The sequence below is a fragment of the Pseudonocardia sp. genome, assembly GCF_035305885.1.
Classification (GTDB): Bacteria; Actinomycetota; Actinomycetes; order Mycobacteriales; family Pseudonocardiaceae; genus Pseudonocardia.
In genome coordinates, this window is record NZ_DATGOP010000153.1 from 47178 (window position 1) to 65637 (window position 18460).

Below are 18460 nucleotides of genomic sequence, written 5' to 3' on the forward strand. Positions count from 1 at the left end.
GCTTGGAACCCGTCGAGATCAACGCAGGGCTCTGGTACCTGCGCGCGCTGCGGTGCGACGACCGGCTGGACGACCGGCCGTCGGTGGTCGCGTCGAGCCAGGACCCGGAGATCGCGCGGTGGCGGCACCGGCCCCCGCCCGAGCCCGCGGAAGCGGAGGCCTACATCCGGCGCCGGGCCGCGGAGTGGCTGAGCGACGACCGCTACACCTGGGCGGTGTGCGAGCCGACCACCGGGGAGATGCTCGGCGAGGTGGAGCTCGCCGCGCTCGACCTGTGCCACGGCACCGCCGAGGCGGCGTGCTGGGCGCTGCCCGGCGCGCGGGGGCGCGGGATGACCACCAACGCGCTGTCGGCCGTCCTCCGGTTCGCCTTCGGCGGGGTGGGCCTGCACCGGGTGACCTACGCCTGGGCGGACGGCAACACGGCCTCCGCCCGGGTGGCCGAGAAGTGCGGGTTCCGCGTCGAGGGTCGCCAGCGCGAGGCGTGGGTGGTGGACGGGCGGCGCGTGGACGTGCTCGTCGCAGGAAGGCTGGCTACGGACGACTGACCCGGCGGCGTTCGGCGACGCAGAGTTGACGATCGACTACACCGCGGCTTAACGTCACCCCGCCAGGTGAACCACAGCTCACCGCACCGTGCTGAACAAGTGCATAGCGGAAGCAGTGACGACCCGTGTGACGACTGACCACGGGGCCCGGTGATACCGCCACGCGGAACACCGCGCCGCGGATCCGTTCACCACGCTGGCTGAGCCGCGCCGTGAACACGCCACATCCACCGAGCTACGGCGACCAGGATCCGTCATGCCCCCCGACACCCATGTGACCAGCCACATCCACACCGACGGGCCGATCCCCGGCCCACACTCCCTGCTCACCCTCGTCTCCGCCGCGTACCCGCACGGCGAGGGACGACCGACCTCCGTGTTCACCACCAACATCCGAGAACTGCCCGGGGCGACCCTTCACCCGCGCGCCCTCCAGTCGTGGAGGCGGCGGTCGGAGGACTGGCTCTCCAGCAGGCGGGCGAGCCGACCACCCGCCCCGGCGATGCACGCCTACGCCAGCTGGGTCCACCGGCTGCCGGGGCGTCCCGTGTTCGTCACCGACACCGCTGACCAGGACTACCTGTTCCTGTACTGGTACCTGCAGCGGTTCACCGGGGACTGGCCGTTCGCCGGGACCCGGGGCGACGCGGAGCTGCGTCGCCGCCTCGCCTGCACGAGCCTCTGCCCGCTCACCGGGTGCCGCAGTCCCAACTCGGCGCTCGCGCGGACGAGCTGAAGGACGACGTCGACGGCCGGTGCGTGGGCCCGCGCACCGGCCGTCGGTGTGTCCGGGCCCGTTCGCACCCGCACACGATCCGCGCCGAACCGCCCCGGCCCGCCGCGGCGGCGGCCTAGCGTCCCCGCCCGTGACCGACACCGTCTCGGCTGCCGTCGACGCCCGCCGCCACGTCCTCACCACCGCCGAGTTCGACGTGCTCTGGGAGTGGCTCGGGCTGGGTGCCACCCCGGTGGTCCTGCAGCTCACCTCGCCCGGGCGCACCCACACCGAGCGGCGCATGATCCAGGCCGAGGCGTGGCGCGGCCTGCGCGAGCGGGAGCTCGCCGGGCCCGCCGGGCCCGACCCGGAGACCGCGCGGCTCATGCACCTGCTCGCGCGGCCCGCGGAGCAGCTCGAGCTGCGCGGGTGGTGGGGCGAGGAGGTGCGGGCGCTCGCGGCCGGCCGGCACGGCGTCGGCGCGCTGGCCGTGCGGGAGGCGGACGGCGTGGTCGTCACGGCGTGTGGCTCGCTGCCGTCGGCGCTGCTGAGCGCGTTCCCGCCCGCGGACCGCGGGCCCGGCCGGGCTTGCACGGTGCCCAGCGCCCTCCTCGCGTCCGCCGCGACCGCCGAGCTGCGGCCTGCGCTGATCGCCGGGGGCGTGCCCGAGACCGAGGCGACCCTGCTCACGTCGATGCTCGCGGGGACCAGCCGGCGGGCCCAGGTCGTCGCGCTCGCGGCGGACCGGTGGGGCGTGCTGCGGCGGGCCGGCGGGGTGCTCGGCGTGCTGGACGGGCCGCGCGGCCGCTACCTGCTCACCCGCACCACCGGCGAGGACGGGGTGGAGTGGGCGACCGTCGCCCCGACCGACGCGCGGCAGCTGCGGCACCGCATCGCCGAACTGCTGGCCGCCGCGGTCGCGGCCGCGGGTTCGTGACGGGTCAGTCGCCCACGCCGGCCGTCAGCCCGCGCCCGGCGACGGCTCCCGCGACCCCCGCCAGCACGGTCAGCCCGGCGAGCACGAGCGCCAGGACGCCGACACCCGACACGAGCAGCCCGGCGCCCGCCGACACCAGGCCGACGGCGAGCCCGGTGCGGGCCACCCCGGGGCCGGTGCGGTCGCGCGTCACGTAGCGGGCGGCACCGGCCGTGAGCAGGATGGCGATCAGCCCGCTCAGCGGAGCGAGCAGGGCGGTCGGCGGGAGCACGACGTAGGCGAGGTCGTCCACGAACTGCGCGCCGACCCCGGCGAGCAGCGCGGCGCCGACGGGCACGCGGGCGGTGGCAGGCAGGGTGCTCATGCCGTCGATCGTCCGCGGCGTTCGAGGCCGTGGCATCGGGGATCGCCCGGACCCCACCCCGACTGTCCCCCGGCGAGTCGCGCCCTCGGCGTCGGCGAATCGCGCCCTCGGCGGCGGCGAGTCGCGCTCTCGATGCAGGCGAGTCGCGGTCTGCCTGTCGGCGAGTCGCGCCCCAGCGCCCGCGAGTCGCGGCCTCGGTGCGGGCGAGTCGCGCGCCAGTGCCCGCGAGTCGCGGTCTCGGTGTGGGCGAGTCGAGGGTCTGGGCCGCGGGCCGCGGTTATCCACATCGGCCGCCGGCCATCCACAGCTGCGCACATCGTCCGTCCGAAGGGCGCTCCGGCGGCGATCGTCGTCGCCGTGGACACCTCACCCCTCGGCCCGCACGGCGCGCTCTCCCGTCAGGACGCCATCGCCCGGTTCGGCCCCCAGGAAGTACGGCGGATGCAGGAGTCCGCGCGGTGGCGCGCCCCGTGGCCAGGCGTGCTCGTCGACGAGGACCGGCTCGCCGACCCGCTCACCCGCGCCTGCGCGGCCCTCGTGTTCGCAGGCCCGAACGCGGTGCTCGGCGGCCGGACGGCGGCGTACGTCCACGGCTGCCGCAGCGTCGAACCGCTGCCGGTGCACCTCGTCGTGCCCTACGGCCACTGGTTGCGCACCCGTCCTGGGCTCGAGGTGCACAACGCCCGGTTCATCGACCCGGATCGCGAGGTCCGCGACGGGCTCGCCGTGTTCAACCTCGAACGGGTGCTCACCGACATGCTCTGCCGCGCGCGGCCGACCGACGCGTTGGCGCTGGCCGACGAGGTCCTCGCGATGGTCGACCCCGGCGGGAGGGAGGCGTACCGGAAGCTCATCGCGCAGCGGCTCGAACGCCGCAGGGACCCACGGGGCACCCGGCGCGGAGCCCGGATCCTCGCCGTGGCGACCGGGCGGGCCGAGTCGCCTGCCGAGAGCTGGTTCCTCTGGCGGATCGTCGACTGCGGCTTCCCCGTCCCGGAGGTCAACTGGTCGCTGCGCGGGCCGGACGGCCGGGAGGTCCGGCGGCTCGACTACGCGTGGCCGCAGCTGCGGATCGCCGTCGAGTACAACGGCTACGCCGTCCACGCCGACCGCACGGCGGAGGACGCCGCCCGCAACGACGACCTGCGCCGGAGGGGGTGGATCGTCATCGTCGTCGAGGCGGAGGACCTCGCGTCGCCCGGGCGGTTCGAAGCGGCGCTCACCCGGGCGTTCCGGGAGCGAGGGGCCGACGTGAGCGGGCGGGCCCGGGGCGCGCTCCGGGGGCTCAGGCACCGCGACCCGGACGAGCGCCGGGTGCGGGCCGCCGGCTGACGCGCACGCCACGACTCGGCGGTAGCCGCGCTGCGACACGGGGGCGCCCAGTGCGACCCGCCCGCACTCGGGGCGCGACCCGCCCGCACTCGGGGCGCGACTCGCCGACGCCCAGCCCACGACTCGCCCGCACCCAGCGCGCGACTCGCGGACACCCGGCCCGCGACTCGCGCGTACCTGGAGCGCGACTCGCCCGCACCCAGCGCGCGACTCGCCGACGTCCAGAGCGCGACTCGCGCGTACCCGGGCGCGACTCGCGGGGTGGGTCAGAAGCTCTTGCGGCAGGGGCGGCTGCGCAGCTCCGCGACGTAGTCGTCCGGCGCGCCGGCCCGCTCGGCGGCGTCGGCGATGACCCCGAGGTAGCGGGCGCTGGGCAGCCCACCCTCGTAGGCGTCGAGCACGTACACCCAGGCGAGCACGTCCCCGTCCAGCGTGTGCACCCGCAGCCGCAGCTTCTTGTGCAGACCGAGCTCCCCGCCCTCCCAGCGGTCGAGCTGGGCGGTGTCGAGCTCGGACACGTCGTACAGCACGACGAAGACCTGCGAGTCCGGATCCTCCACCACCGTGGAGAGCGCGCCCTCCCAGGCGAAGTCCTCGCCGCCGAAGGTCAGCCGCCACCCCATGAGCCACCCGGTACCCGCCATCGGCGAGTGCGGGGCACGCTCTTTCATCTGTGCGGGATCCATGTTCGACCCGTAGGCGGCGTAGAGCGGCACCGCACCAGGGTAGAGCGAGGCCCTCCGCGTACGGTTCTCGGGGAAGCGTGTCGACGAAGGGAAGGGCGTGCTCCGGTGACGCGGATCGTGATCATGGGCGGCGGGCCGGCGGGGTACGAGGCCGCTCTGGTGGCAGCGCAGCACGGGAGCGACGTGACCGTCGTCGAACGCGACGGCATGGGCGGCGCCTGCGTGCTGCACGACTGCGTGCCGTCGAAGACGTTCATCTCCTCGGCCGGGGTCCGCGTCGACATGCACCGGGCCCCTGATCTGGGCGTCATGACCGACCCGGCGGCGGTCGGCGTCGACCTGCCCACCGTGCACGCCCGGGTGAAAGGCCTCGCGCTCGCCCAGTCGGCGGACGTGCGGGCGCGGGTCGAGCGGGAGGGCGTGCGGATCATCCGGGGCACGGCCGCGTTCACCGACGAGACGTCCCCGCACGCGCCGCACCTCGTCGAGGCCCGCACCCCGGACGGCGGCCGCGAGGAGCTGCCCGCCGACGTGGTGCTGATCGCCACCGGGGCCACCCCGCGCGTGCTGCCCGACGCCGTCCCGGACGGGGAGCGGATCCTCACCTGGCGCCAGCTGTACGACCTGCAGGAGCTGCCGGAGCACCTGATCGTGATCGGCTCCGGCGTCACGGGCGCGGAGTTCGTGTCGGCCTACGTCGAGCTCGGCGCCCGCGTGACCCTGGTGTCCAGCCGGGACCGGGTGCTGCCCGGCGAGGACGCCGACGCGGCGGCGGTGCTGCAGGACGTGTTCGCCGAGCGGGGCGTCGAGATCCTGTCGCAGGCGCGGGCCGACTCGGTCAAGCGTGACGGCGACGGCGTCGTCGTCACGCTCGCCGACGGCCGCACGATCACCGGCTCGCACGCGCTCATGACGGTCGGGTCGGTGCCGAACACCAGCGACCTCGGGCTGGAGAAGATCGGCGTCGAGACCGGGCGGGGCGGTTTCATCCCGGTCGACCGGGTGTCGCGCACCAGCGTGCCGGGCGTGTACGCGGCGGGCGACTGCACCGGCCTGCTCATGCTCGCCTCGGTGGCGGCGATGCAGGGCCGGATCGCGATGTGGCACGCCCTCGGCGAGGGCGTCGCGCCGATCAAGCTCAAGACCGTGGCGGCGGCCGTGTTCACCCGCCCCGAGATCGCCACGGTCGGGATCAACCAGCGCGCGATCGACGCGGGCGAGGTCCCCGCGCGCACGATCATGCTGCCGCTGTCGACGAACCCGCGGGCGAAGATGCAGGGGCTGCGCCGGGGCTTCGTGAAGCTGTTCTGCCGCCCGGCCACCGGCGTGGTGGTCGGCGGGGTCGTGGTGGCGCCGGTGGCGAGCGAGCTGATCCTGCCGATCGCGCTCGCGGTGCAGAACGGGCTGACGGTGGCCGACCTGGCCCACACGTTCTCGGTCTACCCGTCGCTGTCCGGCTCGATCACCGAGGCGGGGCGGCAGCTGATGCGCCACGGCGACCTCGACTGACGCCCCACCCGGGCCCGGAGTCGCGCGTCGGGGTCCGGGCCCGGGCGGGGCGGGCCGGCCGTCAGGTGGTCAGTGCGGTGAGCGCTGCGTGGGTCAGGACCCGCACGCCGAACGGGAGCGCCCGCTCGTCCAGGTCGAACGTGGGCTGGTGGATGTCGAGCATCGGCCCGTGGCCGGGCCAGACGCCCAGGCGCGCCATCGCGCCCGGGACGTGCTCGAGGTACCACGCGAAGTCCTCGCCACCGCTGGACTGCTGGGTCTCGGTCGCGGCCTCCGGGCCGCCGACGGTGACGGCCGCGCCGGCCAGCATGCCGGAGCTGACGGCCTCGTTGACGACGGGCGGCACGCCGCGGATGTGCTCCAGCTCGAAGGAGACCCCGGTGGGCGCCAGGACGGACTCCACCAGCCGCTGGACGACGTCCTCCAGCTCGCCCCACGTGGCGTGGTCGGCCGTGCGCAGGGTGCCGCGCAACACGCCGTGCTGCGGGATCGCGTTGGCCGCCTCACCGGCCTGCACCGCGCCCCAGACGAGGACCGTGCCGGAGCGGGGGTCGACCTGCCGGGTGAGCAGCAGCGGCACCTGCGTGATGAGCAGGCCGATGGCCTCGACGAGGTCGGCCGTGAGGTGCGGGCGCGAGGTGTGCCCACCCGGGGAGGTGAGCCGGACCTCGACGACGTCGCAGGCCGACGTGATGGGCCCGACCCTGGTGCCGACCTTGCCGACCTCCAGGCGCGGGTCGCAGTGCAGCGCGAAGATCCGGTCGACACCCTCCATGGCGCCGTCGGCGACCACGTCGATGGCGCCGCCGGGCTGTACCTCCTCGGCGGGCTGGAAGATCAGGCGGACCCGGCCGGGGAGGGCGGGCGCCGACGCCAGCGCGAGGCCGGCTCCGAGCAGCATGGCGGCGTGCGCGTCGTGGCCGCAGGCGTGCATCACGCCGTCGACGGTGGAGGCGAAGGGGAGACCGGTGTCCTCGCGGAGGGGCAGCGCGTCGAGGTCGGCGCGCAGGGCTACGCACCGCTCGCCGAACCCGATGTCACAGACCAGACCGGTGCCGCCGGGGAGGGTGCGCGGCTCGAGACCGGCCGCCATCAGCCGCTGGGCGATCATCTGCGTGGTGCGGAACTCGGACCGACCGAGCTCCGGTACCGCGTGGAACGATCGGCGCCAGCCCACGACGTCGGCGCGGTGGGCGTCGAGCCATGCGTCGAGCCATGCGGGGCCGGTGCCCGCACCGAGGTCGGGCACGGCGAGGTCGGCGACGACGAGGTCGGTGTGTGCCTCCAGGAGGGTCACCGGGCACCACCTGCCCGGCCGACCCTCGGTCGGTCCGCCACGGCGCGGTGCGCCAACGGACCGCGCGTCGAGGCTGCTCTCACGTGCATCTTCCAATCGTGCTCACCCGGACGGCGGTAGACCAACCGGAACCGGGTCTGTTCACGATTTCGGCGCCGAGGTGTTGCCGACGTGAGGCGGGCGGGCACGTGACGGCTGACGAACGGTCGTCACCCCTTGCGCCGAACGGGTAGTCGTGCCGTTCGTCGCGTGTGTTACGCGCGCGACGGATCCCCGCGGGCCGCCGTGGGCGGCGGTGCTGTCGAGGGCGGGGCATGACCGGAGGGCTACCCGCTGGGCACCCGGCGACGCGTGAGCCGGACCGCACCACCCGGAGGGGGGATCCGGGGGGCGGAGGCGCAGCGTGCGCCCCGACTGGCCAGAATGGGCCCGTGGGACAGGACGGCTCGGACTCCGAGCAGGTGCGGCGGATCGGAGGCCGCTACACGCTGTCCGGGCTGCTCGGCGCCGGTGCGATGGGCACCGTGTGGTCGGGCTTCGACGAGGTGCTGCAGCGCCGCGTCGCGGTCAAGGAGCTGAAGGTCCCTCCCGGCGTGCCCGAGCACGAGGCGGCGGAGGCGCGGGAACGGATCATGCGCGAGGCCCGCGCGCTGGGCGGCCTCTCCCACCCCAACATCATCACCGTCTACGACGTGGTCGACGTCGAGGGCGAGCCCATGGTCGTCATGGAGCTCGTGCCGTCGCGCAACCTCGCGACGATCATCAGCGAGCAGGGCCCGCTCACCACGTCGCAGGCCGCGGTCGTCGGGTTCGCGACGGCCGGCGGGCTGCGCGCCGCGCACCGCAGCGGCATCACCCACCGCGACGTGAAGCCGGGCAACGTGCTGATCGCCGACGACGGGCGGGTCAAGCTCACCGACTTCGGCATCGCCCGCAACGCGGCCGACGCGCCGATGACCAGCGCGGGCCTGGTGCTCGGCTCGCCCGCCTACATCGCGCCCGAGGTGGCGATGGGCAAGGCCGTCACCCCGGCCGCGGACCTGTGGGGCCTCGGCGCCACGCTGTTCGCGGCGGTCGAGGGCCGCCCGCCCTACGACGTGGGCGGCGACCCCGTCGCCACGATCACCGAGGTCGTCGACGGGGAGGTGCCGCGGCCGCGGGGGTCCGGTCCGGTCGTGGACGTGATCACCGCGCTGATGCGCAAGGAGCCGGAAGCGCGGATGTCGCTGGACGAGGTGCGCCAGCGGCTGCGCCCGCTCATCGAGGACCCGGACGACCCGGTCTACCCCGGTTCGCCGGACGCTCCGACGATCGGGGCCGGCATCCACGTGCCCTCCCCGACGCCGCGGCCCGAGGTCTCGGGGAGCCGGTCGGCTCCGCTGCCGCCCAGCCCGACCGACGCGCGCGCCGCGGTGGGCGCGGCCCCGCTCGCGTCCACCCCCGGCCCGCTGCCGGGCGTGCTGCGTTCCCCGACGGGCGTCGGGCGAGCCACCGCGCCCGCGCGCACCACGGTCACCGGGCTGGCCGCGGTGGGGTACGTCCTCGCGGGTGCCGCCGTGGTGCTCGCCGGGATCCTCGGCGGGTGGACCGTCACCCGCGTGCTGGGCGGCCAGTCCCCCACCACCACGCTGAACGTGACGTCGGCGAGCACGGACCTCACCCAGCACAGCGACCAGCTGGGGTTCTCGATCCCGGTGCCGCGGAACTGGACCGCCTACCCGCACCAGCCGATCGACGGCGAGCCGTCGGTGAGCTTCGTGAGCCCGGACGGCAGCGAGGAGCTCACGGTGCAGCGCGCGGAGTCCACCGAAGCGGGCCAGCAGGTGCCCGGCACCGTGGTGGAGGGCCCGACGGAGACGCCGGACGGCGCGGTGCAACTGCGGTACACCGACGACCGGCGCACGTCGTGGCGGCACGTCGAGCCCGCGGGCGAAGGGGCGTGGACGGTGACGCTCACGGTGCCGCAGCGCACCGCGGGCGAGCGGTCGGCCGACCTGTTCGAGGTGCTCGTGGACGGGTTCGCGCCGACGACGGCGTAGGCCCACGCCGACCCGGTCGATCCGCTGCCGCTCAGACCGCTCGCACCTCGGCGAGCCGCCCGACGGCGAACCGGTCGGTCCCGGTCGGGTCCCAGCAGACGGCGACCTCCCAGGCGGCCCGCGCCTGCGCGGCGGCGTCGTACGCCTCGTCGTCGAGCGCGGCTGCGTTGTGCGGAACGGCCAGGTCGAGGTCGGGGACGTCGACGTTCGCCTCGTCCCAGTCGATCAACGCGACGCGGTCCGCGGTCAGGCGGACGTTGCGCGGGTTGGGGTCGCCGTGGACGACGCACGTCGGTCGGCCGGCCGTGCCCACGCCGCCCGGCACCGCACCACGGCCTCGGGCGGCATCGCGCCGAGGTCGACCCTCGTCCCCGTTCCGACGCGCAGGAGGTCGGTCGGGGATCGCCGGCCGGGGCGTTGCGGCCCTCCGCGCGTCAACGGTGCAGCGTGCGGAGCGCGCCGGCGACGCGGCGCCAGTCGGCTTCCGTCTCGGGTGGCCCGCCGTCCACGTGGGTCATCACGACGAGGCCGTCGACGACGTACCGGCCGTCGGCGGCCGGGGTCGGCACCGGCACCGCCATCCCCTCGCGGTCGAGGTAGCGCAGCAGCTCGGCCTCGCACGCGAGATCGGCGTCGCTGCGCCGGCCGAGGCGAGCGACCGCGACGCGCCCGTCCACGCGCACGCGCCACACCTCGTTGAGGCCGGCGCCGCCGGTGAGCGGCTCGCAGCGGACGACGTCGTCCCCCACAGCTGGAGCGCCTCCCAGCCCACCGGTCCGGCCTCGTGGAGGAGCGGGCTGATCCACCGCGCGGCCTAAGCTGCGGCCCATGAGCGACCCTGCTGCCGCCGCTGCGGCGATCGCGAAGGCCACCGGGGTGGACAGCCACGACGTCGCGGTGGTGCTGGGTTCCGGGTGGCGCCCCGCCGCCGACGTGATCGGCGAGCCGGACCACGAGCTCGCCATGACCGACCTGCCGGGGTTCCGGCCACCCGGCGTTGCGGGGCACTCCGGCACCGTCCGGTCGGTGACGATCGGGGACCGCCGGGTGCTCGTGCTGCTCGGCCGCACCCACCTCTACGAGGGGCACGGCGTCGAACCCGTCGTGCACGGCGTGCGCACCGCGGCCGCGGCGGGCTGCCGCACGGTGGTGCTCACCAACGCGGCGGGCGGGATCCGCGAGGGGATGCGGGTCGGCGACCCCGTGCTGATCTCCGACCACCTCAACCTGACCGGCACGTCCCCGCTGGTCGGGCCGCGGTTCACCGACCTGACCGACCTGTACTCGCCGCGGCTGCGCGCCATCGCCCGCGAGATCGATCCCGAGCTCACCGAGGGCGTCTACGTCGGGCTGCCCGGCCCGCACTTCGAGACGCCCGCCGAGATCCGCATGTTCCGCATGCTGGGCGGCGACCTGGTGGGGATGTCGACGGTGCTGGAGGCGATCGCGGCGCGGGCCGAGGGCGTCGAGGTGTTCGGGCTGTCGCTGGTCACCAACCTCGCGGCCGGCATCACCGGGGAGCCGCTCGACCACCACGAGGTGCTCGCCGCGGGCGCGGCCGCCGCCGGGCGGATGGGCGCGCTGCTGCGCGAGCTGGTCGCGCGGGCATGAGCCTCTCGCCGCAGCTGCGCGACGCGGCGGTGCGCTGGATCGCCGACGACCCCGACCCGCGGACGCGCGACGAGCTGCAACGGGTGCTGGCGGCGGCGATGGCCGGCGCGGCCGGCGCCGTCGAGGATCTGGCCGACCGCATGTCCGGGATGTTGCGCTTCGGCACCGCGGGCCTGCGCGGCCCGGTCCGGGCGGGGCCCAACGGGATGAACGTCGCCGTCGTGCGGCGGGCGACGGCCGGGCTCGCCGCGTGGCTCGCCAGGGGCGGGCAGCGCGGCACGGTCGTGGTGGGCCGCGATGCCCGGCACGGCTCGGCGGTCTTCGCCACGGCGACGGCGCAGGTGCTCACCGGGGCCGGGTTCACGGTGCGGGTCCTGCCCGGCCCGTCGCCCACGCCCGTGCTCGCGTTCGCGGTCCGGCAGCTGGGAGCCGTGGCCGGGGTGCAGATCACGGCGTCGCACAACCCGCCCGCCGACAACGGCTACAAGGTCTACCTCTCCGACGGCGCGCAGCTCGCGCCGCCGGTCGACGCCGAGATCGAGGCGGCCATCGCGGCGGCCCCGCCCGCCATCTCGATCCCGACCGCCGACACCGCCACCGAGGTCGACGTCACCGACGCCTACCTGGACCGCGTCGCCCGGCTTCCCCGCGGCGCATCGCGGGACCTGCGCATCGCCCTCACGCCGATGCACGGGGTCGGAGGCGCCGCCGCCGTGGAGGCGCTGCACCGGGCGGGTTTCCCGAACGTGCACGTCGTCGGGTCGCAGGCCGCGCCGGACCCCGACTTCCCCACGGTCACCTTCCCGAACCCGGAGGAGCCGGGCGCGGTCGACGCGCTGATCGAGACGGCCGAGCGGGTGCGGGCCGACCTCGCGATCGCCCTCGACCCGGACGCCGACCGCTGCGCGCTGGCCGTGCCCGTCGCCGACGGGTGGCGCACGCTCACCGGGGACGAGACGGGGGTGTTGCTGGGGGACCACCTGCTGCGCTCGGGCGGCTACGCCGACCCGCTCGTGGCCACCACGGTCGTGTCGTCGTCGATGCTGCGCTCGATCGCGGCCGCGTACGGCGCGCGCTACGCCGAGACGCTCACCGGCTTCAAGTGGATCGTCCGCGGTGGCCCCGGCCTGGTCTACGGCTACGAGGAGGCGCTGGGCTACTGCGTCGACCCCGACACCGTCCGGGACAAGGACGGCATCGCCGCGGCCGTGCTCGCGGCCGACCTGGCCGCCACCCTGAAGGCCGACGGGTTCGGCCTGCCGGACCGGCTCGACGAGCTGGCCGTCGCGCACGGGGTCCACCTCACCGAGGGGATCTCGCTGCGGATGGAGCCCGCGGCCCGGGACGCGGCGGCGGCCGAGCTGCGCTCGAACCCGCCCCCGGGCTGGGAGAGCGAGCTCCCCGCGCCGGACGTGCTGGTGCTGCGCAGGCCCGGCGAGCGCCTCGTGATCCGCCCGTCCGGCACGGAGCCGAAGCTCAAGGCGTACCTGGAGGTGGTGGAGCCGGTGGCGGACGCGGCCGCGCTCGACGGCGCGAAGGCCGCGGCCCGGTCCCGGCTGGACGCCCTGCGCGCCGAGGTCAGGCGGCTGCTCGGCGCCCGATGACGTCGAGGATCTGCCGCTCCCACAGCGCCGCGATCTCCCGGTAACCGGCCGCGTTGGGGTGCAGGCCGTCGGCCAGCTCGTCGGGCTCCAGCGGCTGGCCCACGTCCAGGTAGCGCATGGGGTGGCCGCGCTCGCGGAAGCCGGCGACGACGGCGGCGCTCAGCCGGTTGAACTCCGCGCGCTGGCGGGTGTGCTTCGGCAGCGGCGCCCACACGCCCGCGACGATCACGTGGGCGTCGCTGACCGACACGATCTCGTTCAGGACCTGCTCCAGGCTGCGCGCCACCTGTTCCGGTGTGCGGCCCTTGAGCAGGTCGTTGGTGCCCGCGTGCAGCAGCACGACGTCCGGGTCGGCGCGGCGCACCCAGTCGGCGACCTTCGGGCGCATGTCCTCCAGCGTGAGCCCGCTGTAGCCCTCGTAATCGGGGTCGGGCACCCGCGGGGGTTTGTCGCGCTGGGAGCCGACCATGTCGACCTGCAGCCCGTCGCGCGCCAGCAGCTCCTGCAGCGGGCCCCGGTACCCCGCCGTCTCGGGGCTGGTCTTGCCGACGGTGCTCGACGCACCCAGTGGCATGACCCGCAGCGCGATCGGTTCAGGTGTGGGCGCGGCGGCGGCCCTGCGCTGCACCGGCACCCCGCCCGCGCTCACCGCGACCAGCACGCCCAGCAGGACCGCGAGGACGAGCGACCCACGTCCGAACCACGTACCGAACCCGGTCACCTATGCCCTTTCGTCCGACCGCGAGCCAATGTAACTGAGAACATGCGTACGTGGCCCGGTTGTTGATCGTGCACCATTCGCCGTCACCCGCGACGGCGGAACTGCTCGACGCGGTCGTGCGCGGGGCGTCCGACCCGGACATCTCCGGGGTCGAGGTGGCCCGGCGGGCCGCCCTCGCCGCGACGGCACCGGACCTCCTCGCCGCCGACGGCGTGATCCTCGGCACCCCGGCGAACATCGGCTACATGTCGGGGGCGTTGAAGCACTTCTTCGACACCGTCTACTACACCTGCGGCGACGACACCCGTGGCCTGCCCTACGGGTACTACGTGCACGGCAACCTCGGCCTGGAGGGCGCGGTGCGGGCGATCGGCTCGATCGCCGAGGGCATGGGCTGGAGCCGCGTGGTCGCGCCGGTCGAGGTCGTGGGCGCGCCGGACAAGGCGGCGCTGGAGGCCTGCTACGAGCTGGGCGCGGTCGTCGCGGCCACGATCGCGCCGGACGACTAGACCGGCTCCCCGGGCGCCGTTGCCCGGCGCGTCACCCGATCGGTACGGTGCGCTGTGGCTTCCTCGATCATCGGCGAGATGCACCCGGAGTCGGTCCGCTCGTTCTGGTCGGTCGTCACCGTCGTGGCGGTCGGCATGGCCGCGCTCGCCCCGTTCTCCCGCTGGATCGGCGGGAGGGGCGGCGGATCGGAGAAGGAGATCGTCGGGGCGATCTGGGTGGCCTGCGCCATCGCGCTCGGGGTCTTCCTGTACCACGGCGCGGACGGCTGAACGCCGTCAGACGGCGCCGAACTGGCGGTCCCCCGCGTCGCCGAGCCCGGGAACGATGAACGCGGAGTCGTTGAGCCGCTGGTCGACGCTCGCGGTGATCACCCGCACCGGGAGGCCGCTGGCGCGCAGGTGGGCGATCCCCTCGGGCGCGGCGAGCACGCAGATCGCGGTGACGTCGGTCGCGCCGCGCTCGGTGAGCAGCCGGATCGTGTGGGCCATCGAGCCGCCCGTGGCGAGCATCGGGTCGAGCACGAACACCGGCCTGCCCTCCAGCGAGGCGGGCAGCGACTCCATGTACGGCACCGGCCGGTGGGTCTCCTCGTCGCGGGCCAGGCCGACGAACCCCATCCGGGCCTCGGGCACCAGCTCGAACGCGGCGTCGGCCATGCCCAGCCCGGCCCGCAGGACCGGCACCAGCAGCGGCGGGTCGGCGAGCCGGTAGCCCACGGTCCGGGCGACCGGGGTGTGCAGCGGGGCGCTGGCCAGCGGCGCGTCCCGGGTGGCCTCGTAGATCAGCATGAGGGTGAGGTCGCGCAGGGCCGCGCGGAAGGCCGCGTTGTCGGTGCGCGCATCGCGCAGCTCCGACAGCCGGGCCTTGGCCAAGGGGTGATCGACGACCTGCACGTCCATGCCGCAGAGGCTAGGGCACCTGCTGGCGCATGCGGGCGTCGTAGGCGTTACGGGCTTCGGCGATCTCGCGCTGGTGGGCGTCGGTCCAGGTCACGAGGGCCTGGACGGTCTCGTGCAGCGAGGCGCCGAGCGGGGTGAGCTCGTACTCGACGCGCGGCGGGACGACCGGGTGGACGGTGCGGCGCACCAGCCCGTCGCGCTCGAGCTGGCGCAGCGTCACCGTGAGCATCCGCTGACTCACGCCGTCGATCTCGCGGCGCAGCTCGGTGAAGCGCAGCCGCCGCTTGTCCAGCAGCGCGATCACCAGCAGGGACCACTTGTCGGCGATCCGGTCGAGGATCTGGCGGACCTCGCAGTCCTCGCGGGTGTCCCACTGGAAGGCCTCCTCGCAGCACGGGCCCTCCACGGTGCCCTGCGCGTGCGTCGGTGACTTCGAAGTGCCTTCTTCCACGGGCACCAATGGTGACCGACGATGCGGTCGGTTACAAGAAGGAACCGACTACGGAAGAAGGCGTCGTGTCCGCACCACTCGTCCCACCCCGCGTGGACCGCATGTCCGGGCGGGTATGGGGGCTGCTGCTCGTCCTGTCCGGCGCGATCTTCCTCGAGGGCATCGACGTCTCGATGATGGGCGTGGCGCTGCCGTCGATCCGCGCCGAGCTGGGCATGTCGACCAGCGCGCTGCAGTGGGTCGTGAGTGCGTACGTCCTCGGGTACGGCGGCTTCGTGCTGCTCGGCGGCCGGGCCGCCGACCTGCTCGGCCGCCGCCGGATGTTCATCGGCTGGCTCGTCGTGTTCGTGGCGTTCTCCGGCCTCGGCGGACTCGCCGAGGCGGGTTGGGTGCTCGTCGTCGCCAGGTTCGTCACCGGGGTCGCGGCCGCGTTCCTCGCGCCGGCGGGCCTGTCGATCATCACGACGACGTTCGCCGAGGGCCCGGCGCGCAACCGCGCCGTGCTCGTCTACGCGGGCGCCGCGGCCGGCGGCTTCTCGCTCGGCATGGTGACCGGCGGGCTGCTCACCGCCGTGCACTGGCGCTGGGTGTTCTTCGCGCCGGTGGTCCTCGCCGCGGCGATCCTCGGTGCGGCGGTCGTCCTGATCCACCGCGAGGAGCGGCGCGAGCGCGCCGGGGGCGGGTTCGACCTCCCCGGGGGCCTGACGCTCACCGCGGCGATGCTGCTGCTGGTGGTCGGGATCGTGCACGCGCCCGAGGTCGCGCCCCGCACCACGCTCGTCACCCTCGCCGCGGCGGCCGTGCTGCTGGCGGCGTTCGTCCGGATCGAGCGGCGGTCGGTCGCCCCGCTGGTCCGGCTGGGGATCCTCGCGTCCGCGCCCCTCCTGCGCGCCAACGCGAGCGCGGTCCTGCTGCTGGCCTCGTTCATGGCCTTCCAGTTCGTCGCCGTCCTCTACCTGCAGGAGCTGCGGGGCTGGTCCACCGTGGAGACGGGGCTCGCGCTCGCCGTGCTCGGCATCGACGCCGTGCTGGCCCCGACGCTGACGCCGCTGCTGGTCGCCCGGTTCGGCAACCCGCGGGTGCTCGCGGCCGGGATGGTGTTCGCGACGCTCGGCTACCTGCTGTTCCTGCCCGTCGGGCCGGACTGGGGCTTCGCGGCGATGCTGCCGTCGTTCCTGGCCCTCGGCGTGGCGTTCACGCTCGCCTACGGGACCCCGACCATCGCCGCCACCGACGGCGTGGCCGACTCCGAGCAGGGGCTCGCGAGCGGGTTGCTGACCACGTCGTTCCAGTTCGGGGCGGCGCTGGGGCTCGCGGTCGTCTCGGCGGTGCTCGTGGCCGCCACCGCGGGCGACTCACCGGCCGCCGTGCTCGAGGGCTACCGGGCGGGGCTGGTGGTCCCGCTCGTGGCGGCGGGGCTCGGGACGCTGATCATGGCGACGGACCTGCGCCGCCGGGCGCCGGAACGCCGGCCGTGACCCGCCCGCACCCGGCCTCGCGGCCATCCAGCCCGCAACTCGCCCGCACCGAGGCCGCGACTCGCCCGCACCGAGGCCGCGACTCGCCGAGAACCGGACCGCGACTCACCCGCACCCAGACCGCGACTCGCGCACACCCAGACCGCGACTCGCCGGCGCCGAGAGCGCGACTCGCGGACGGGGTTCAGGGGACGGCGCGGCCGGGGGTTTCGCTGCGCCACTCCCAGCGGCCGTCGGCCGTGCGGACCGCCCGCATGCGGTCCTCGAGCACGGGGTCCAGTTCGTGCTCGCGGCAGCCGGTGGCCGCCCAGCAGGAGACGACGATCTCGTCGGCGGAGGCGTCCAGCCGCAGGAAGCTCTTGAACTGCGGGACGGCGTCGGAGTCGAACAGCAGCGACATCAGGTTGTGCGCGGGGGCCGAGCTGCGGGCGGGCAGCGGGAACACGCGGTCCGCGGCGCGGCGCGCCCGCGCGCTCACCACGACCGGGGACTCCCGCGGGGGTTCGATGCCCACCCGCTCGGCCATGATGGCCGTCGCCTCCTCCGGGGAGATGACCAGCCGGCCGAGGCCGAAGCCGAGCAGCTCGTCGTAGCGGCGGCTGAAGTGCGCGAGGGAGTCGCCGCGCAGCGGGTAGCAGCGGAAGTCCTCCTCGCGCACGGCCGGGGCGAGCCGGTCGACGTTCGGGATCTGGTGCGTCGCCGACAGGTAGGCGCCCGACCCGCCCGCCACCAGGTAGAGGATCGTGCGCCCGTCCCGCTGCCGCACCGGGTAGCGCTGGTAGTTGTGGTCGTCGCCGCCGATGCAGGCCACGTAGTTGAACGCCGGGTCGGTGACGATCTCGTTGACGTCGCCGCCCCCTTCGATCGGGCTGTCCTGCCGGTTCGCGTAGGAGTAGATGGGCCGCCCGGTGAGCAGGATCTTGGGCCGGTCGCCCGCGGAGACCTCCCGCAGCCACCGCGCCTGGTCCCGATCGATGCGCCCCTCGATCCCGGTGTCGATCAGCACCAGCCGCACCGGGCCCGCGTCGATCGCGCAGTACGGCCCCGGCTGGCCGCCCTGCTGCGACTCCGCGTCGCGGTACCGGCGCATCTCGGCGACGTCCTCGACCGTGCCCTTCCCGTCGCGGTACCAGAGCAGCTTCGCGAGCGTCCGCCGCCACCACGGGCCGGTGAACACCGGTTCCGGGGCGCCCGCGTCCGGCGGGGCGTCGCAGAAGGTGGTCATGAAGCCGACGAGGCCGTCGTACCAGTCGTGGTTGCCCGGCAGCGCGTAGATCGGGCCCGGGTAGTCGGCGTAGGGGCGGTAGAAGCGGTCGGCGTAGGCGCGCACCCCGCCCGCGGGGTAGACGACGTCGCTGCACAGCACCGCGAAGTCCGTGTCCACCGCGACTCGCTGGAGCACCGGCACCACGACGTACTGGGAGGCGTCGCCCTCGCCGGGGTCGCCGAGCACGGCCACCGAGACGCGCTCGCGGTCGGCGAAACGGGTGACGAGCCGGTCGCGGGGCGGAAGCGGCTCGCCCGCGGCGCGGGCGTACTCGTCGAGCCGGCGCAGCCACTCGCGGCGCTGCTCGTCGGTCGGGTCACCGAACCTGCGGGCGAGGACGTGGTTGCGCGACTTGATCAGAGGCCCGGGGCGCAGCCACGAGAAACGGCTGTCGCGGGGCGCGAGCCGCGCCCCCACCCCGGGCTCCCGGCACCCCCATCCGGCTCCCCGGGTGGAGCTGCGGGATGGTCCGGAAGCGTCACGAGCGGGGAG

At 75.0% G+C, this 18460-nt stretch carries 20 protein-coding genes; 11 read left to right on the top strand and 9 right to left on the bottom strand.

Features of this window, described 5'->3' with window-relative positions:
* Positions 1-2 precede the first annotated feature (2 nt).
* From VKZ81_RS34965 to VKZ81_RS34975, 3 genes are all read left to right on the top strand, one after another.
* A complete protein-coding gene (locus tag VKZ81_RS34965; protein WP_324246058.1) occupies positions 3-548 on the top strand; it encodes a GNAT family N-acetyltransferase in 546 nt (181 codons plus the stop codon).
* Positions 549-804: 256 nt separating this feature from the next.
* Positions 805-1284, top strand: a complete 480-nt coding sequence (locus tag VKZ81_RS34970; protein ID WP_324246059.1) for a hypothetical protein — start codon at positions 805-807, stop codon at positions 1282-1284.
* 130 nt (positions 1285-1414) lie between these two features.
* The gene (locus tag VKZ81_RS34975; RefSeq protein WP_324246060.1) at positions 1415-2200 is read left to right on the top strand and encodes an ESX secretion-associated protein EspG; all 786 of its coding nucleotides are present in this window, start codon (positions 1415-1417) and stop codon (positions 2198-2200) included.
* 4 nt (positions 2201-2204) lie between these two features.
* On the opposite strand, the gene VKZ81_RS34980 is transcribed toward VKZ81_RS34975, so the two are convergent.
* Entirely contained in the window at positions 2205-2564 is a 360-nt protein-coding gene (locus VKZ81_RS34980) for a hypothetical protein (protein ID WP_324246061.1), read from the bottom strand.
* A gap of 357 nt (positions 2565-2921) precedes the next feature.
* On the opposite strand from VKZ81_RS34980, the gene VKZ81_RS34985 reads away from it, so the two are divergent.
* Entirely contained in the window at positions 2922-3896 is a 975-nt protein-coding gene (locus VKZ81_RS34985) for a hypothetical protein (protein WP_324246062.1), read from the top strand.
* Positions 3897-4162: 266 nt separating this feature from the next.
* On the opposite strand, the gene VKZ81_RS34990 is transcribed toward VKZ81_RS34985, so the two are convergent.
* The gene (locus tag VKZ81_RS34990) at positions 4163-4612 is read right to left on the bottom strand and encodes a gamma-glutamylcyclotransferase family protein (RefSeq protein ID WP_324246063.1); all 450 of its coding nucleotides are present in this window, start codon (positions 4610-4612) and stop codon (positions 4163-4165) included.
* A gap of 75 nt (positions 4613-4687) precedes the next feature.
* Between VKZ81_RS34990 and VKZ81_RS34995 the strand changes: the two genes are divergently transcribed.
* Complete coding sequence (locus VKZ81_RS34995) at positions 4688-6091, top strand: NAD(P)H-quinone dehydrogenase (RefSeq protein WP_324246064.1); 1404 nt, start codon at positions 4688-4690, stop codon at positions 6089-6091.
* Positions 6092-6152: 61 nt separating this feature from the next.
* Here the strand turns inward: VKZ81_RS34995 and VKZ81_RS35000 are convergent, their stop codons facing one another.
* A complete protein-coding gene (locus VKZ81_RS35000) occupies positions 6153-7388 on the bottom strand; it encodes an amidohydrolase (RefSeq protein ID WP_324246065.1) in 1236 nt (411 codons plus the stop codon).
* Positions 7389-7819: 431 nt separating this feature from the next.
* Between VKZ81_RS35000 and VKZ81_RS35005 the strand changes: the two genes are divergently transcribed.
* Positions 7820-9427, top strand: a complete 1608-nt coding sequence (locus VKZ81_RS35005; RefSeq protein WP_324246066.1) for a serine/threonine-protein kinase — start codon at positions 7820-7822, stop codon at positions 9425-9427.
* A gap of 31 nt (positions 9428-9458) precedes the next feature.
* Here VKZ81_RS35005 and VKZ81_RS35010 read toward each other — a convergent pair whose 3' ends face one another.
* Both VKZ81_RS35010 and VKZ81_RS35015 read right to left on the bottom strand, forming a co-directional pair.
* On the bottom strand, positions 9459-9740 hold the full coding sequence (locus VKZ81_RS35010) for a phosphotransferase (RefSeq protein WP_324246067.1): 282 nt from the start codon (positions 9738-9740) through the stop codon (positions 9459-9461).
* A 121-nt stretch (positions 9741-9861) separates the two neighbouring features.
* Positions 9862-10176, bottom strand: a complete 315-nt coding sequence (locus VKZ81_RS35015) for a phosphotransferase (RefSeq protein ID WP_324246068.1) — start codon at positions 10174-10176, stop codon at positions 9862-9864.
* A gap of 79 nt (positions 10177-10255) precedes the next feature.
* On the opposite strand from VKZ81_RS35015, the gene VKZ81_RS35020 reads away from it, so the two are divergent.
* Positions 10256-11038, top strand: a complete 783-nt coding sequence (locus tag VKZ81_RS35020) for a purine-nucleoside phosphorylase (protein WP_324246069.1) — start codon at positions 10256-10258, stop codon at positions 11036-11038.
* Positions 11035-12642 carry a phospho-sugar mutase gene (locus VKZ81_RS35025; RefSeq protein WP_324246070.1) on the top strand — a complete coding sequence of 536 codons (1608 nt, stop codon included), beginning with the start codon at positions 11035-11037 and terminating at the stop codon, positions 12640-12642. Before VKZ81_RS35020 ends, VKZ81_RS35025 begins: the two co-directional genes overlap by 4 nt.
* Here VKZ81_RS35025 and VKZ81_RS35030 read toward each other — a convergent pair.
* Complete coding sequence (locus VKZ81_RS35030) at positions 12617-13363, bottom strand: GDSL-type esterase/lipase family protein (RefSeq protein WP_324246071.1); 747 nt, start codon at positions 13361-13363, stop codon at positions 12617-12619. The two genes, VKZ81_RS35025 and VKZ81_RS35030, sit on opposite strands and share 26 nt — an antisense overlap.
* A gap of 50 nt (positions 13364-13413) precedes the next feature.
* Here VKZ81_RS35030 and VKZ81_RS35035 point away from each other — a divergent pair, with 50 nt between their 5' ends.
* The gene (locus VKZ81_RS35035; protein WP_324246072.1) at positions 13414-13872 is read left to right on the top strand and encodes a flavodoxin family protein; all 459 of its coding nucleotides are present in this window, start codon (positions 13414-13416) and stop codon (positions 13870-13872) included.
* Between the two features lie 54 nt (positions 13873-13926).
* Positions 13927-14142 carry a hypothetical protein gene (locus VKZ81_RS35040; RefSeq protein WP_324246073.1) on the top strand — a complete coding sequence of 72 codons (216 nt, stop codon included), beginning with the start codon at positions 13927-13929 and terminating at the stop codon, positions 14140-14142.
* Between the two features lie 6 nt (positions 14143-14148).
* On the opposite strand, the gene upp is transcribed toward VKZ81_RS35040, so the two are convergent.
* Both upp and VKZ81_RS35050 read right to left on the bottom strand, forming a co-directional pair.
* On the bottom strand, positions 14149-14772 hold the full coding sequence (gene upp / locus VKZ81_RS35045; protein WP_324246074.1) for a uracil phosphoribosyltransferase: 624 nt from the start codon (positions 14770-14772) through the stop codon (positions 14149-14151).
* Positions 14773-14782: 10 nt separating this feature from the next.
* The gene (locus VKZ81_RS35050) at positions 14783-15223 is read right to left on the bottom strand and encodes a winged helix-turn-helix transcriptional regulator (RefSeq protein ID WP_349255550.1); all 441 of its coding nucleotides are present in this window, start codon (positions 15221-15223) and stop codon (positions 14783-14785) included.
* A gap of 101 nt (positions 15224-15324) precedes the next feature.
* On the opposite strand from VKZ81_RS35050, the gene VKZ81_RS35055 reads away from it, so the two are divergent.
* The gene (locus tag VKZ81_RS35055; RefSeq protein ID WP_324246081.1) at positions 15325-16701 is read left to right on the top strand and encodes an MFS transporter; all 1377 of its coding nucleotides are present in this window, start codon (positions 15325-15327) and stop codon (positions 16699-16701) included.
* A gap of 184 nt (positions 16702-16885) precedes the next feature.
* On the opposite strand, the gene VKZ81_RS35060 is transcribed toward VKZ81_RS35055, so the two are convergent.
* Complete coding sequence (locus tag VKZ81_RS35060) at positions 16886-18385, bottom strand: metallophosphoesterase family protein (protein WP_324246076.1); 1500 nt, start codon at positions 18383-18385, stop codon at positions 16886-16888.
* Positions 18386-18460 lie beyond the last annotated feature (75 nt).

Bases quoted from the DNA above. Each gene is read 5' to 3' on its own strand.
- VKZ81_RS34970 (WP_324246059.1), top strand. From the start codon at position 805: ATGCCCCCCGACACCCATGTGACCAGCCACATCCACACCGACGGGCCG.
- VKZ81_RS34980 (WP_324246061.1), bottom strand. From the start codon at position 2,564: ATGAGCACCCTGCCTGCCACCGCCCGCGTGCCCGTCGGCGCCGCGCTG.
- VKZ81_RS35020 (WP_324246069.1), top strand. From the start codon at position 10,256: ATGAGCGACCCTGCTGCCGCCGCTGCGGCGATCGCGAAGGCCACCGGG.
- VKZ81_RS35025 (WP_324246070.1), top strand. From the start codon at position 11,035: ATGAGCCTCTCGCCGCAGCTGCGCGACGCGGCGGTGCGCTGGATCGCC.
- upp (WP_324246074.1), bottom strand. From the start codon at position 14,772: ATGGACGTGCAGGTCGTCGATCACCCCTTGGCCAAGGCCCGGCTGTCG.
- VKZ81_RS35055 (WP_324246081.1), top strand. From the start codon at position 15,325: ATGTCCGGGCGGGTATGGGGGCTGCTGCTCGTCCTGTCCGGCGCGATC.